Origin of the sequence: Hymenobacter defluvii (assembly GCF_017589435.1) — a bacterium.
Taxonomy (GTDB): domain Bacteria; phylum Bacteroidota; class Bacteroidia; order Cytophagales; family Hymenobacteraceae; genus Hymenobacter; species Hymenobacter profundi.
The window spans coordinates 189,074-204,245 of sequence record NZ_JAGETX010000001.1; the positions used below are offsets into that span (position 1 = coordinate 189,074).

Annotated in this window: 15 protein-coding genes and 1 pseudogene; 13 read left to right on the top strand and 3 right to left on the bottom strand. The window is 63.2% G+C overall.

The annotated features are described in order from the left end of the window. Positions 1–134 precede the first annotated feature (134 nt). The 13 genes and pseudogenes from J4D97_RS00695 to J4D97_RS00755 all read left to right on the top strand — a co-directional run bounded on the left by J4D97_RS00695 (position 135) and on the right by J4D97_RS00755 (position 12,847). The gene (locus J4D97_RS00695) at positions 135–1,193 is read left to right on the top strand and encodes a glycoside hydrolase family 43 protein (RefSeq protein WP_208305952.1); all 1,059 of its coding nucleotides are present in this window, start codon (positions 135–137) and stop codon (positions 1,191–1,193) included. Between the two features lie 156 nt (positions 1,194–1,349). Continuing rightward, entirely contained in the window at positions 1,350–2,450 is a 1,101-nt protein-coding gene (locus tag J4D97_RS00700) for a cellulase family glycosylhydrolase (protein ID WP_185283113.1), read from the top strand. Between the two features lie 39 nt (positions 2,451–2,489). Continuing rightward, the gene (locus J4D97_RS00705; protein ID WP_208305953.1) at positions 2,490–3,599 is read left to right on the top strand and encodes a glycoside hydrolase family 43 protein; all 1,110 of its coding nucleotides are present in this window, start codon (positions 2,490–2,492) and stop codon (positions 3,597–3,599) included. A 123-nt stretch (positions 3,600–3,722) separates the two neighbouring features. After that, a complete protein-coding gene (locus J4D97_RS00710) occupies positions 3,723–4,001 on the top strand; it encodes a helix-turn-helix domain-containing protein (protein ID WP_208305954.1) in 279 nt (92 codons plus the stop codon). Continuing rightward, positions 3,902–4,738: an IS630 family transposase gene (locus tag J4D97_RS00715; protein WP_347879310.1), complete on the top strand. Its 837-nt coding sequence runs from the start codon at positions 3,902–3,904 to the stop codon at positions 4,736–4,738. Before J4D97_RS00710 ends, J4D97_RS00715 begins: the two co-directional genes overlap by 100 nt. Then, positions 4,737–5,189 (top strand): annotated as a pseudogene (locus J4D97_RS00720) (IS3 family transposase); the annotation flags it as partial. The gene J4D97_RS00715 and the pseudogene J4D97_RS00720, both read left to right, overlap by 2 nt. A 166-nt stretch (positions 5,190–5,355) precedes the next feature. Further along, complete coding sequence (locus tag J4D97_RS00725; RefSeq protein ID WP_044518448.1) at positions 5,356–5,907, top strand: DUF4158 domain-containing protein; 552 nt, start codon at positions 5,356–5,358, stop codon at positions 5,905–5,907. Between the two features lie 5 nt (positions 5,908–5,912). After that, the gene (locus J4D97_RS00730; RefSeq protein WP_082017271.1) at positions 5,913–7,025 is read left to right on the top strand and encodes a sensor histidine kinase; all 1,113 of its coding nucleotides are present in this window, start codon (positions 5,913–5,915) and stop codon (positions 7,023–7,025) included. Beyond that, positions 7,022–7,801 (top strand): LytR/AlgR family response regulator transcription factor, encoded by a 780-nt coding sequence (locus J4D97_RS00735; RefSeq protein WP_044518450.1) that lies wholly within the window; start codon positions 7,022–7,024, stop codon positions 7,799–7,801. Before J4D97_RS00730 ends, J4D97_RS00735 begins: the two co-directional genes overlap by 4 nt. Before the next feature lie 129 nt (positions 7,802–7,930). Then, the gene (locus J4D97_RS00740; protein WP_208305955.1) at positions 7,931–8,386 is read left to right on the top strand and encodes a DUF305 domain-containing protein; all 456 of its coding nucleotides are present in this window, start codon (positions 7,931–7,933) and stop codon (positions 8,384–8,386) included. 133 nt (positions 8,387–8,519) lie between these two features. Then, positions 8,520–9,926 (top strand): YncE family protein, encoded by a 1,407-nt coding sequence (locus J4D97_RS00745; RefSeq protein WP_208305956.1) that lies wholly within the window; start codon positions 8,520–8,522, stop codon positions 9,924–9,926. 111 nt (positions 9,927–10,037) lie between these two features. Then, positions 10,038–11,267, top strand: coding sequence for a hypothetical protein (locus J4D97_RS00750; RefSeq protein WP_208305957.1), 1,230 nt, complete (start codon positions 10,038–10,040; stop codon positions 11,265–11,267). Positions 11,268–11,374: 107 nt separating this feature from the next. Beyond that, positions 11,375–12,847: a hypothetical protein gene (locus J4D97_RS00755; RefSeq protein WP_208305958.1), complete on the top strand. Its 1,473-nt coding sequence runs from the start codon at positions 11,375–11,377 to the stop codon at positions 12,845–12,847. A gap of 101 nt (positions 12,848–12,948) precedes the next feature. Here J4D97_RS00755 and J4D97_RS00760 read toward each other — a convergent pair whose 3' ends face one another. The 3 genes from J4D97_RS00760 to J4D97_RS00770 all read right to left on the bottom strand — a co-directional run bounded on the left by J4D97_RS00760 (position 12,949) and on the right by J4D97_RS00770 (position 15,040). After that, positions 12,949–13,233, bottom strand: coding sequence for a DUF202 domain-containing protein (locus J4D97_RS00760; protein ID WP_073285404.1), 285 nt, complete (start codon positions 13,231–13,233; stop codon positions 12,949–12,951). 11 nt (positions 13,234–13,244) lie between these two features. Beyond that, entirely contained in the window at positions 13,245–13,907 is a 663-nt protein-coding gene (locus J4D97_RS00765) for an MBL fold metallo-hydrolase (protein ID WP_073285406.1), read from the bottom strand. Positions 13,908–13,969: 62 nt separating this feature from the next. Next, positions 13,970–15,040 (bottom strand): YeiH family protein, encoded by a 1,071-nt coding sequence (locus J4D97_RS00770; RefSeq protein WP_230687945.1) that lies wholly within the window; start codon positions 15,038–15,040, stop codon positions 13,970–13,972. Positions 15,041–15,172: the final 132 nt, after the last annotated feature.

Below are 15,172 nucleotides of genomic sequence, written 5' to 3' on the forward strand. Positions count from 1 at the left end.
GGGTAGTAATGTAATGCAAAATCTCATCAGACAGTTTCTATAAACAGTCAGCCTGTTGTTCCGATACGCTATTGTTCTTGGGTTTTCAGACAAACGTTTGCATGAAATATAGCACAGTTCAACCTTCCACTAGCTTGCTTTATCACCTTGACCAACCCAGCAAGCCGGTTTCCCAGCATGTATGGCAGGCACTGCGGTATGGGGTAGCTCTGAGCCTGCTAGTAGTGTTGCTGCCAGCAAAAGCGTGGGCTCAACAATCTTTCACGAACCCATTGCAAGCTAATGGCCCCGATCCGTGGGTAGCGCAACGCAATGGGTACTACTATTACACCAATACGCTCGGCAACCGCATCGCACTCTGGAAAACCCAGCAGCTAAGCGAGGTAGGGAAAGCGCAGCCCATTACGGTCTGGACGCCGCCAGCCACCGGTCCTAACTCCACCCAGATTTGGGCACCGGAGCTGCACTACCTCCAGGGCAAGTGGTACCTCTACTACACGGCCGCCAACAAAGCCCACCCCGACGATGACCACCGCTACGTGTTTGTGCTGGAAAATGCGTCGGCCGACCCTACCCAGGGCCAGTGGGTAGACAAAGGCAAAGTAAACACGAAGTACACTGGCCTCGATGGTTCGGTATTCGAACACGGCGACAAGCAGTATTTTCTCTACTCGGCCTACGTGGGGCCGCAGAGCGTGCTCTGCATTGCGCCTCTGCAAAACCCCTGGACGATTGATCAAAGCAAAGAAGCCATCATCGCCCGTCCTACCTACGCGTGGGAAAAAGGCGGGGGTAGGCAGATTCTGGAAGGACCGGAGTTCTTGCAGGGCAAAAAAGGCCAGTTGTTTATTGTGTACTCGGCCAGCGCCTGCTGGGACGACAACTACTCACTGGGCATGCTGACCGCCGCCAAAGGCCAAGACCCACTCCGGGCCGAGTCGTGGACCAAAGCGCCGCAGCCGGTGTTCAAACCCTCGCCCGAAAACCACGTGTGGGGCACCGGGCACAACGGCTTTGCCAAATCGCCCGACGGTCGGGACTGGCTGGTGTACCACGCCAAAGCACAGGCCGATGGCAAATGTGAGGGCCGTAGTTCCCGTATGCAGCCCTTCACCTGGCGCCCCGATGGCTCGCCCGATTTCGGCGTGCCGGTTTCGTTGCAAACGCCCTTGCGCTGGCCCGCTGGCCGGTAGGGTAGGGATTGTCATTTCGAACGCAGTGAGAAATCTGATGCTTGCAACTGGTGAAATCGTCAGCTACTGACAGACCTCAGGTTTCTCACTGCGTTCGAAATGACAGATAATCCTCCTTTTCGCTTTTCATCTTTCCATTCCCACTTTCCCTACCCTATGAAAAAACTATTGCTCTATCTGTCGTTGGCGCTGCTGACGACCACCGGCGCGCAGGCGCAAAAGACGAAAGCCAAGACCAAAAGCCGCGCCGTGGCTACAGCCACCACCGGCCAGATGTGGTCGGCCGACAAGGCCAACGCCTGGTACAAGCAACATCCCTGGATTAATGGGGCCAACTTCACGCCCAGCACGGCCATCAACCAACTGGAAATGTGGCAGGCCGCAACCTTCGACCCCGCTACCATCGATAAGGAACTGGGCTGGGCCGAGGGTATCGGCTTCAACGCCATGCGCGTGTTTCTACACAGCGTGGCCTGGAAAGAAGACCAAGCGGGCTTCAAGAAACGCATGAACGACTACCTGGCCATTGCCGATAAGCACCACATCCAGACGATTTTCGTGTTTTTTGATGACTGTTGGAACAAGACGTCGCAGCCCGGCACACAGCCGGCGCCCAAAACTGGTATTCACAACTCGGGTTGGGTGCAGGACCCCGGCGACCCGGCCTCGCGCGACTCGGCTACCTTCATGGCCCTGAAGCCCTACGTGCAGGACGTGGTGCGCACGTTTGCCAACGATAAGCGCATCTTGCTTTGGGACTTATACAATGAGCCCGGCAACTCCGGTAAGGGCGATACGTCGTTGCCGCTGCTGCGCAACACCTTTGCCTGGGCCCGCGAAGTCAACCCTTCGCAGCCCCTGAGCGTTGGCCTGTGGAACTGGGACTTTGAGAAGCTGAACGCTTTCCAACTCGGCCATTCCGATGTGGTGACCTACCACGATTACGAGGAAGAAGCCTGGCACCGCCGGGTAGTGCAGCTGTTGAAAGCCAACGGCCGCCCACTGATCTGTACCGAGTATATGGCCCGGCCGCGCAACAGCCGCTTCGCCACCACCATGCCCATGCTGAAAAAAGAGAACGTAGGCGCCATCAACTGGGGCTTGGTTGACGGCAAAACCAACACAAAATACGCCTGGGATACGCCCCTGGCCGATGGCTCAGAGCCCATTGAGTGGTTCCACGAAGTGTTCCGCAAAGACGGTACGCCCTACCGCCAGGATGAAGCCGACCTCATCAAAAAGCTGAACGGTAAATAAGCTATGACTCTGTTAATTTCCTTACGCACGCTCCCTCCAATGAGAAGCATAGCACCTGTGCGGTGGCTGAGCAGCTTGCTGCTGAGCGTATCACTGCTAGGCGGGGTAGGGGGCTGCACCCGCCCGGCTGCTACCGCCCCCGCCGATACCGCTGCTTCGACTACAGCTCCAGAGGCTACTTTCACCAACCCGCTGCTACCCTCCGGCGCCGACCCGTGGAGCATCTACCACGACGGCTATTACTACTACACGCACACCACGGGCCGGAACATTACGCTCTGGAAAACCAAGTCGCTGAGCCAGTTGGGTACGGCCGAGAAGCGCGTGGTATGGACGCCTCCCGCCACTGGCCCCAACTCCCGCGAAATCTGGGCGCCGGAGCTGCACTACCTGCGCGGCAAGTGGTACGTGTACTATGCCGCCGATGCTGGCAACAACCAAACGCACCGCCTCTGGGTGCTCGAAAACGACTCGCCCGACCCGCTGCAAGGCACCTGGACCGACAAAGGCCAGCTCACCGACGCCACCAACAAGTGGGCTATTGATGGTTCCATTTTCGAGCACAATAAGGAGCTATACATGGTATGGTCGGGGTGGGAAGGCGACGTGAACGGCCGCCAGAACATCTACCTGGCCCACCTGAAAAACCCCTGGACCATCGACGGCCCGCGCATGCTGGTGTCTACCCCTACCTACGCCTGGGAAAAGGACGGCGACCTGGGCGCCACCAGCAACCCGCCCCACGTAGATGTGAACGAAGGCCCCGAGGTGCTTAGCCACGGCAATAAGCTCTACCTCATCTACTCCGCTAGCGGGTGCTGGACTGATTCCTACAAGCTTGGGATGCTCACGGCCTCCGCCAAAAGCGACCTGACCAAGCCCGAAAGCTGGACCAAAAGCCCCGAGCCGGTGTTTCAAGCCAACCCCACCAACGGCGTGTATGCGCCCGGCCACAACAGCTTCTTCAAGTCGCCAGACGGCAAGCAGGACTGGATTCTCTACCACGCCAACAACCAGCCCGGTCAGGGCTGCGGCGGGTTCCGCTCGCCCCGCGCCCAGCGCTTCACTTGGAACGCCGACGGTACGCCCAACTTTGGTGTGCCGGTAGCGACGGGTACGCCCCTGGCGCGGCCGAGCGGGGAGAAGTGAGCGAGGGAAGGATATAAAATCTGTCATCCTGAACGCAGTGAAGGACCTTACCACGCTGAACTATTATCGTATTAAGTAGCCATACAGAAGTAAGCGTATAGTGCGCAATTGGTAGCTTGCGGCATGCGACGACCTGCCACCGAGTTGAGTTCGGAAGAAGTGACGTGTTTGGAAGCGTGCAGTCAGCACGGACCGCACCCGCGCATGCGGCGGCGGGCGCTGGCCGTGCTGGGCCACCACCGGGGCCAGACGTTGCCGCAACTGGCCGCGCTGTTTGCCGTGCGTTACGCGACGGTACACGGGTGGGTGCAGGCCTGGCACCGGACCGGCCTGGCGGGGCTAGCCGAGGGCCGGCGCGCCGGACGGCCGCCCAAACTGGCCCCGGCGGCGCAAAAAAAATAGTCGCCTGGCTCGGGTCGGCCACCCAGCAGCTACGCCGGCTCGTGCCCCGCGTGGCAGCCGACCTGCAGGTGCGCGTAAGCGTGGGCACGCTGCGCCGGCTGGCGCGGCGGGCGGGCTATAGCTGGAAGCGCACCCGGCGTAGTCTCAAGGCGCGGCGCGACGCGGTGCTGTTCGGTTTTTTTCAGCAGGAGGTCCAGGCCCTGCACGCGCTGGAAGCGGCCGGCGCGCTGCGGGTCGTGTACGTAGACGAGTGCCGCTTCTCACGCCTGGCGCCGGTGCCCTATGCCTGGCAGGTGCGCGGGCAGGCGCCGGTCGCGCTGCCGGCCGAGCGCGGCGGCGGGGGCCACACCGTGCTGGGCTTGTGGCAGGCCAAGGCCCCGGGCCAGCCGCTGACCAGCTACGTGCTGCCCGGCGCGCTGACGGCCGACCTATTCGTGGCCGCGCTGGACGAGTACAGCCAAGCGCTGTCCGGTCCGACCGTGCTCGTGCTCGACAACGCCTCGGTGCACCGCGCCGCCTGCGTGCAGGCCCGCCACGGGGTGTGGGCCGCGCGCGGCTTGCGCTTACAATTCCTGCCTGCCTACTGCCCCGAGCTGAACCTGATCGAAATCCTCTGGCACCGCTGCAAGCACTACTGGCTCACCCCGGACGACTATCGCACCGAGCAAACCCTACGCGACAAGCTCGACTACCTCATGCCCAGAGTCGGAACTGAGTATACGGTTACTTTTAGCTGACCACTTAATCGACGCTTACCGCATTTCCGCTCGGCGCGCCTGCCGAGTCATTGGTTTGCAGCGCGCGAGCTTCGCCTATCAAGCACGTGGACGCGATGATACCGTTTTGCGCCAGCGCTTGCGGGAGTTGGCGCAAGTGCGAGTGCGCTACGGCAGTCAGCGCCTCTATATCCTGCTACGCCGGGAAGGCTGGCTAGACAATCATAAGCGCGTGCATCGTCTTTACTGCTTGGAAGGCTTGAACTTGCGTAGCAAGCGCCCACGGCGCAATCGGGCCGCGGCCCACCGGCTAGAACGTCTCCCACTGGGCCGCCTGCATCAGAGCTGGAGCATGGATTTTGTGGCCGATAACCTCTTCGATGGCCGCAAAATCCGCGCCTTAACGATAGTCGATAATTTTAGTCGCCAGTGCCTGGCCATTCACGTGGGGCAGTCGCTGAAAGGTGAAGATGGCCTTGGTTAAAAGTTTGGTACAAAAGTTAATCGGCGGCCTTGGCAGCGGCTGGCTTTCGGTGGGCGTGGATGACCACTTTACGGTGGCGTAAGTACTTATAAAGGGTAACCTTCGTTTTAGTGAACAAGCCAGCTGGCTATTTTTAGGATTTCCTTCCTGCTCCATGGCCCGCTACTTGTTTTTACTCGACGCGACCCAGCGCCGTGCCTTCGACCAGCCCCCTGTTTTCAATCCGCCCCAGCGGCAGCTCTTCTTTGCGTTGCCCGACTGGGCCACCCGGTCTCTGGCTACGCTGCTGGCCCCGCACAGCCGGGGCGGCTTCGTACTGCAGGTCGGCTACTTCAAGACGACGGGGTGCTTCTTTCCCGTGGACCGGTTCCTGGCGACTGACCAGGCGTACGTGCAGCAGCGTTACCACTTGGGAGCGGTGGAGTGGACGCGCTACGGCAAGGTCACCCGCTTTAACCACCAGCAGCAGATTCTGCAGCAATTCGGGGTTCCGCCCTTCGAGCAGGTCGAAGCCGCCGTGCGCCAGCAAGTGACGCATTTCGCCCGCCTATTAGGACCGCCTTTTTCCGTATCTATTCAGGCACTGTCCTGCCTGCTTTGGCTGAAATCATTTTCTCCGATGCTGACCCGAAGGCCCGTTGACCCGCTAAAAAGGCCATCCTGGAGGCCAGGCCAGCGCGGCGGCGGCGGGTTTCGCTACCTTTAAAGCGCATGAGTACGACCGCACGGCCCCTGGAACGGCAACTATCTCCGCCCCTGGTGAGCGGCTCCACCATTGCCCTGGCGTGGCTGCTGTTCAGCGGGTTCATGGTGCTGCTGATTTTTGTGCAGAACCTCTCGGCCGGCACGCCCACTGACTGGCGCGAGGCCCTGGGCGGGCGGCTGTTGCACGGCCTGATTTGGGGCCTGCTCACGCCAGTGGTGTTCGCCCTGGCGGCCCGCTTCAACCTCACCGAACGCCGGCACCGCCTCTGGCACCTGCTGGCCCACGCGGCGGCTAGCTACGTCCTGACCCTGGTGTACCGCCTGGGCTACGCCGCCGTGATGCACGGCAGCGGGGCCACGCCGGGCGGCTTCTCCCTGCATACCGTTGTGGCCAATGCCAACAACTGGGTGCCCATCTACTGGATGCTGCTGTGCATCGCCTACGCCGTGCAGTACCGCGAGCGGTACCGCGAAGGCCGGGTGCGGGCCGCCCAGCTCGAAACCCAGCTGGTGCAGGCCCAGCTGCAGGCCCTGAAAATGCAGCTTCAGCCGCACTTTCTCTTCAACTCGATGAACGCCGTCTCAGCCCTGATGACCCAGGACGTGAAGGCCGCCCGGCGCATGTTGGCCCAGCTCAGCCAGTTTCTGCGGCTGGTGCTGGAAGGCACCGACGAGCAGGAGGTGACCCTGGAACAGGAGCTGCGCCTCACGCGCCTCTACCTCGAAATCGAGCAAACCCGCTTCCCCGACCGGCTAGCCGTGCGCTACGACATCGCCCCCGATACCGAGGGCGCGCTGCTGCCTGCCCTGCTGCTGCAGCCGGTGGTGGAAAACGCCGTGCGCCACGGCCTGGCGCCCCGCGCCGGGGCCGGCGAGCTGGCCGTGCGGGCCGAAAAACAGGGCGACCGACTCGTGCTGCAAGTGCACGACAACGGCCAGGGCGCGGCCGATACCGCCGCCCGGGGCATCGGCCTGCGCAACCTGGAAAGCCGCCTGACTACGCTCTACGGCCCAGACTACGCCCTGGCGGTGGAGTCGGCCCCGGCGTGCGGCTACTGCCTGCGCCTGTCCATCCCGTTCCGGCTGGCAGCGGCCGGGGTTACGCATCTATCCGCATGAGGCCCATCCGCACGCTGCTGGTCGACGACGAGCCGCTGGCGCGCAGCCTGCTGCGGGAGCTGCTGGCCGATTTTCCGGCGCTGACCGTGACGGGCGAAGCCGCGAACGGCACCGAAGCCTTGGCCGCCCTGCAAACCGGCGCGTACGACGTCGTCTTTCTCGATGTGCAAATGCCCGACCTCGATGGCGTGCAGGTGCTGGGCCGGCTGCGGGAAGCCGGCCAGCCGCTCCCGCTGGTGGTGTTCGTGACGGCCTACGACCAGTACGCGGTGCAGGCCTTCGCGCTCCACGCTGTCGATTACCTGCTCAAACCGCTGGACCCCGACCGGTTTGCCGACTGCGTACGCCGGGTGCAGCAGCAGCTACGCCTGCGCCAGTACCAGGCCCGCGTCCCCGAGCTGGAGGCCCTGCTGCACAGCTGGACCGCCCCGGCAGCTGACTACCAGGACCAGTTCCTGGTGAAGCTGCCGGAGCGCAGCTTCTTCGTGCCGGCCGCCGAGGTGTGCTACTTCGAGGCCAGCGGCAACGGCGTGCAGCTACACGCGGCCGGCCGGCACTACCCGCTGCGCACGGCCCTGGGCCAGCTGGCCGAGCGGCTCGACCCGGCCGTGTTCCTGCGCATCCACCGCTCGTGCATCGTCAACCCGGCCCACATCGTGGACTTCAGGCACTGGTCGCACGGCGAGTACCTGTTTCGCATGGCCAACGGCCAGCACGTCACCTCCTCGCGCAGCTACAGCGCCGGGGTGCAGCAGTTGCTCAAGCGCTTTGCCTGAGCCGGCCCGGAGCCTGGAAGGCCGGTTCACCCCGGGATTAGTCCAGTTGGCCCGTGTCGGGCGTTCATTTTTGGAAGTTGCCCGTTAGTGCACCAGCCCCCCACTCAGGGGACGGCGACAGCGCACGACATGACCAAACCCTTCCTTTTTTTGCTGGCCTTCACCTTCGGCGGAGTCGCGACGGCCCGCGCCCAACACCATACCCCGGCTGGTACTACATTAATGCCGGGCATGACCCACTCCATGACGGGCATGGCCGGCCTGAAAATGGACCACACAGCCGCGCCCGGCACCCCGGTCGCCGCCTTCCAGCACGGCATGGATTCGGTGATGGTGGTGATGGACGAGGGCATGCGCCGCATGGATGGGGCCCGCCCCGACGACATCGACGCCAGCTTCGCGGCCATGATGCTGCCCCACCACCAGGGGGCCGTGGACATGGCCCGTCTGCAGTTGCTGTACGGCAAGGACCCCGCCCTGCGCCGCCTGGCCCAAAGCATCATCGCCGAGCAGCAGGTCGAGATTCAGCAGATGGCTGCCTGGCTGAAACAGCACCCCGTGGGCACGCAGAATCCTGGCAAATAGTACCTAATTCCGTTTAAACCGTCATGCTGAGCTTGTCGCAGCATCGCTACCGCTTCGTTGAAGAAGTGTGGATTGGTAACGAGGTAGCGATGCTGCGACTTCGTTCAGCATGACGTTCTTTTTTTCCTATCCCATGAAATTCCCTCTCCTCCCCGGCCTGCTGCTCATTTCCAGCGTGGCGGCGGCTCAGGCCGTCAGCCACCGCGACCGGGTGTACACCGCCGACCAGATTTCCAACACCGTCTCGGTTATCGACCCCATGGATAACAAGCTGCTGGGCCAGATTATTCTGGGTAAGCCGCAGCCTGATTTGCTCTCGGCGCTCTACAAGGGGCAGGCGCTGGTACACGGCCTGGGTGCTTCGTCCGACCATAAGCTGCTGGCCGTGGTGTCGGTGGGCTCCAACAACGTGACCTTCATCGAGACGGCCACTAACGCCATCCGGGGCAGTGTGTACGTGGGGCGGGCCCCGCACGAAGCCACCTTCCGGCCCGATGGCAAGGAGGCCTGGATAACGGTGCGCGGCGAGGACTACCTATCGGTGATTGACGTGGCCACGATGCGCGAAACCCGCCGTGTGCCCGTGCCCAACGGCCCCGGCCAGATTGCCTTCAGCCCCGATGGCAAGCGCGCCTTTGTGTGCTCCAGCTTCTCGCCCGAGCTGGCCGTGGTGGACGTGGCCACTTACAAAGTCATCAAAAAGGTGCCGGTGGTGAGCCCCTTCTCGCCCAACATCTTCCCCACCAAAGACGGCCAGCAAATCTGGTTCACCCACAAGGATGTGGGCAAGGTGTCGGTGCTGGATACCAAGACGCTCACCATCAGCGGCGTGCTCACCACCGGCCCCGTCACCAACCACGTGGCCACGGTGGATGTGGCGGCCGGCAAGCTGGCCTACGTGACCGTAGGCGGCGAGGACGTAGTGAAGGTGTACAGCCGCGCCCCGGGCTTCCAGCAGCTGGCGACCATTCCGGTGGGGGCTAATCCGCACGGCATCTGGCCTTCGGGCGACGGCAGCCGGATGTACGTGGGCCTGGAAAACGGCGACTCCGCCGTGGCCGTCAGCACGGCCAGCAACCGGGTGCTGGCCAAAATCAAGGTAGGCCAGGCCCCGATGGCGCTGATGTACGTGCCCAACGCCGTGCCCGCCGGCGCGGCCGCCGCCACCGGCTTGGGCCAGCAGCTGGTGGACCAGCCCGCCGTGGTGCGGACGCTCAAGCCGCCCACCGCTGGCCCCGCCACCGGCACCATGACGCTGCGCTCGGAAGGGCTGGTGGATTTGGCCACCTTCGCCCTGCGCGGCCTGACGCCGAACACCGACTACGACATCTTCCTGACCAGCGGCACCAAAGCGCCCTACGCGCGCGACTACGCCCTGACCACCGTGCGCACCGACGCCAAAGGCGGGGCTATGGGCCAAGCGCTGGGGCCGGTGCAGCGCATCGCGGGCGGCGAGCTGAACCCAGCGGGCAAAAAGTTTTCGCGGGTAATCGTGGCACCTAAAGCCGCTGACGGTGAACCCGCTTTACTGTCCGAATAGTCCGGCTTGGACTGGGCGTCCGACGGCGAATACTGGCCGCCGGGGCAACCATCCACGCGGCAATGCCGAGCTAACCTAAACTGAATTCACTTGTAACCACAACCCTACACCATGCAACCTGTTTTCAATCAACCCACTGGTATCAGCTCCCGGGCGCAGTCGCTCAAGCGGTTCTTGCTGCCGGTGGCGGCGTGTGCGCTGCTGCTCGGCGGCTGCAAGAAGGACAATGAGGCCATCACTGACACCAGCGCGCCGCCGGTGCTCAACATCGTGTCGCCGGTAGAGGGCGCGACCATCATGCCCGGCGGGCGGCTGGGCAACGCCACCACGGTCGACTACAACGGCACGGGCTTCGCCATTAACCTGGAAATCGTGACCAAGGACACGGTGGCCATCCCGACCAAGGAAAGCCTCAACATCCGCAACACCGCCGCCCTGGGCCAGCCCAACGTGAACCTGCCCGGCTTCACGGCCAGCCTCGACGTGGACCTGATTAAGCCCGACGGTGGCACCATTCCCAAGGGCACCAATCTGGCCTCGCTCTTCAACATCGCCGGTACCGACGACACCCCCGGCCCCGGCGTAACCACCTGGGTGAGCTGGCACGTGCTGGAATCGGTGGCCGCCGGCACCACCAGCTGCACGCTCACTACCTCTGTAACGGACCGCGCCGGCCGCAAAGCCACGGCCACCCGCCTGCTGAAAGTGGCCCCCGGCCCCGGCGGGGTCATCAGCGGCGAGGCCCTGACGCCTGCTCCCAAACCCATCACCTACGGCACGGTGGATAGCCCCGATGGCCCCACGGTGACCATGATTGCCCCGCGCACTCCCTCCAGCATCAGCCCCGGCATCCAGACGGCGGGTGTGCTGCCGGCCCCGCCCACCAGCGGCGCGCTCTTTTTCATCCAGGTGTCGGCGCTCGATAAGTCGCGCAACGGCATCAACGTGGCCGAAAACGGGGACGGCACCTTCGGCAAACCCGCCGCCGACCGCGGCACGATTGAGGACAAGACGCAATCCAACGCCGGCGTGAACCGCTACGCGCCGGGTCTAAAGGTCACCTTCGACGTGCCTCTGCTTCAGCCCAACGGCAACGTGATTCCGGCCGGCGGCAACCTGGCCCCGGTGTTCAACACGGCCGGCAGCGAGCTGGACCCCAGCGGCTTCGTGCGCACCACCTTCGGCTGGAGCGTGGGCGGCACCCTGCAGCTGGGCGGCAAAACCAGCGTCACCATCAAAGCCGCCGTAACCGACGCGGCGGGTAAAACCGGCAGCGCCACCCAGGTGGTGCAAATCAGCTCCGTCGAAAACGGCCAGCTGCTGACGCCGGCTCCGCGCTAAGGTCCCGAAGCTTGTACGGTAGCCCCGCAACGGCCCGAAGGCTGGCCCGTTTCATAACGAGCCAGCCTTCGTTTTTTATCATCCTCTCCCAACCATTTCATCCCTCCATGCGCATCACTACCTTATCCACCTGGGCCCTGGCAGCCACGCTGTTGCTCGGGGCCTGCTCGAAAAAGAACAGCGAGGAAACCGAGCCCGACATGGTCATTCCGCCCGACCCCGGCCCCATCGCAGCCAGCGCCGCCGACCGGGTGTACCTGGCCGACCAGTCCTCAAATACCGTGTCGGTGCACGACCCGAGCACCAACCGGCTGCTGGGCGTGATTCGCTTGGGCAAGGGCCGGCCCGAGTTTCTGAGCCCGCTCTACGACAAGGAGTCGAACGTGCACGGGCTGGGGGTGTCGCCCGACGGCAAGACGCTGGGCGTGATTGCCACGCTCACCAACGCGGTGATTTTTATCGACCTGGCCACCAACACCGTGAAGGGCAAGGTGTACGTGGACCGCAACCCCCACGAGGGCTTTTTCTCGCCCGACGGCAGACAGTTCTGGGTGGCGGTGCGCGGCAAGGATTACGTGACGGTGATTGACGTGGAGAAAATGCAGGTGGTGAAAAACATTGCCACCGAGCACGAGCCGAGCATGGTCGTGTTCCGGCCCGATGGCAAAGTGGCCTTCGTGGACCACTCCGAAACCGCTACGCTCGACGTAATTGATGTGAAGAAGCGCGAGGTCATTGCCCGGGTGCCGGTGGTGAGCAAGTTCTCGCCCAACCTGGTGGTGACCGAGGACGGCCAGCAGGTCTGGATGACCCACAAAGACGTGGGCAAGGTGACCGTGGTGAACGCCCAGACCTACGCCGTGGAAGGCGTGATTGACACCGGCCCCGGCACCAACCATGTGAACATGGCCGGCCCCGGCGGCGGCACCCGCTTCAGCGGGGCCAGCGCCGGCGACTTCGCTTACGTAACCGTGGGCGGCGAAAACGCGGTGAAGGTGTATTCGCGCCAGCGCCAGCTGCTGGCCACTATCCCGGTGGGGGCCAACCCGCACGGTGTGTGGCCCAACGGCGACGGCAGCAAGCTCTACGTGGGCCTGGAAAACGGCGACGCGCTGGTCAGCATCGACACCAAAACCAACACCAAGCTCACCGAAACCGGCAGCGGCCAGGCCCCGCAGGCCCTGCTCTACGTGGTGAAAGCCGGCGGTGGCAGCCCCGGCGCCAGTGGGCTGGAAGCCTTCACGCCGGTGACGCCGGTGAACATCCGCCTGGTGCCCGTGGGTACGCAGCCGGTGCCCGGCGTGGGCGGCGGGGCCACCATCCGCCCCACCGAAGACCTCGACGAAATGGTACTGGCCCTCAAGCAGCTGGCCGCCAACACCACCTACACCCTGTACCTGTCGGACAGCAAAACCGCATTGGTGGCCCCGGAGCCGGTCATTTCCTTCAAAACCGATGATGGTGGCGCAGTCGAAGTCAACGCCTACTACCAGATTCGGCTGCGGCTGGCAGGCCGGTTCGCCGTGGTGGTGCTCGGCGACAAAAACCCGGCCGGCGCGGTCACGCTCACGCAGCCGTAAGCCGGCTGCTGACCAAGAAGGCCCCTGGTGCATGTCGCATCAGGGGCTTTTTTAGGGGCGCAAACGCTTTTGCTTCGGGTAGCACCGGGGTTTTTTGTTGCTCAACTACCTTCGCCGCTTGCTAGCTGGCAGGCCGCCAATTCCCGGCAATGGGCCCGAAAGCGCAGCAGCCCGACCGTCAGCACCAGCCCCGCCACCGCCAGCGCGGAGTAACCCAACCGGCCGCCCCGCTCGGGGTGAAACTGAAGGAGCGCCAGCCCGAAGCCCACCAGCGCCAGGCTGGTGCGCACGTAGGTGAGCAAAGTGCGCTCATTGGCCAGCCGGGTCCGTTGCAGGGCCAGCCGGTCCGAGAGGGCGAGTGGGTTGGTGGGGGGGGGTAGCGGCATAAGGGAGTAGGCTACGGGAGGGTAATGGCATCGCCCGGTTCGGCCAGCCGGTGAAACACGATGCCGTGCTTCTCAAAATACGGCCCGTAGTTCTCGTAGCGCTGCTGGATGAAGAAGGGCTTGAGGTAGCCGTCGTGTACGGGCAAAATTTGCCTGGGACGCATTTTCAGGGCGAAATCGGCCACCACCAGCTCCGTGAGAAAAGGCGCGGTGACGGGCAGTAGGAGCATTTCCACCCCCGCGAAGGGCAACAAATTGTTAGCAAAAGAGTCGGCGGGATTTAGCACCTTGCCATTCACCAGCCAGGCGGTCATTTGCGGCAAGGGGCTGTCGAGAATGGCCTCGTGCTGCACCGGAAGGGCCAGCAGCTGAAACACGCCCAAGTCTAGGCGACCTTCCTCGTGGATTTGCACCGTGAGGCCGTGCGCTTTCAGTTCGGTTGCCACCTCGCGGTTAGAGATGATAATGACCTGACGCAGGGCCACGATTTTCTGAAGCGCCGCCACGTCGAGGTGGTCGGGGTGGTTGTGGGTGATGATGATGACCGATACGTCTTTGAAAACCTCGGGGTGCACCAAGCCTTCGATGAAGGAAAACTTGCCCGGGTCGAAAAGAATCTGTTGGCCGTCGAGTTCGAACAGCAAACAGGAATGAATGTATTTGGTGATGCGCATGGCATTGAAAATGAGGTTGTTCTAGCTGCTTCGGTAGTCCAACTTCCTCCGTGCGCTTTGCGCTATACCGTGTGCAGAATCACGTAGAGCGAGCCAGTCGAAATCACCAACCAGAGCAGGATGCCCAGCACGTAGGGCTTGATGCCCACCGAGCGCACCACCTTGGCCGACAGGCCCGCGCCGATGAAAAACAGCGTCACCGTGAGGCCGATTTTGGCCAGGTTCACCATCACCGGGCCCAGGGGCTTGGCGGCGGGCACGAAGGTGTTGAGCAGCATGGCGGCGATGAAGCCGAAGATGAAATAGGGAATTTTCACCTTGACGCCCTTCTGCTTGAAAATCATGGCCGTGCCAATGGAAATCGGGATAATCCACAGGGCCCGGGCCAGCTTCACGGTGGTGGCTACTTCCAGGGCTTTATTGCCGTAGGCGGCCGCCGCGCCCACCACCGAACTGGTGTCGTGGATGGCAATGGCGCACCAAAGGCCGAACTGGTTCTGAGTCATGGCCAGCGCGTGGCCGATGGGCGGGAAGGCAAACAGGGCCAGCGCGTTGAGCACGAACACCGTGCCCAGGGCCACCGACATCTCCTCGTCCTTGGCCCGCAGCACCGGCCCGATGGCCGCGATGGCCGAGCCGCCGCAAATGGCGGTGCCGCACGAAATCAGATGCACCACGTGCCGGCCCAGCCCCAACCACCGGCCCACCACCAGGCCCAGCAGCAGCGTGCCGAAGATGGACACCACCGTGAACAGGATGCCCTCCTTGCCGGCCTGCACCGCCGCGTGGGCGTTCATGCCGAAGCCCAGCCCGATAACCGAGAACTGCAGCAGCTTGGCCGTGGCCTTTTTGGTTTGGGTAGTGAAGGGGTTGCCGATGGTCTGGGCCAGCACCAAGCCCAGGGCCAGGGCAATGGGCGGCGAGGCCCAGGGCGTGAGGCAGAACACGAAGAACAGCACGAACACCACCTGCTTCAGGGTGAAATCCTGCCCGAACAGCACGCGGGGCGTGTGCAGGTGGCGGAAGAAGCCGGTGGTTTCGTTGAATTCAGGAGCGGCCGGTTCCTGCGCCGGAGCGGGAGCGAGCGGCGAATCAGGGGCTTGCGGAGTTGCGGAATGAACCGGGAGTGCCATGAGCGGGAGGGGGTTGTTTCTGAGGCAAATATACGGCGACCCCTACGCAAAGGATTATCCAATCGTGTTATCCTGCATAACCAAAAGTTATTTATAGAATAGCTGATTTTTGCATTCCCGCCAGTCTTGAGC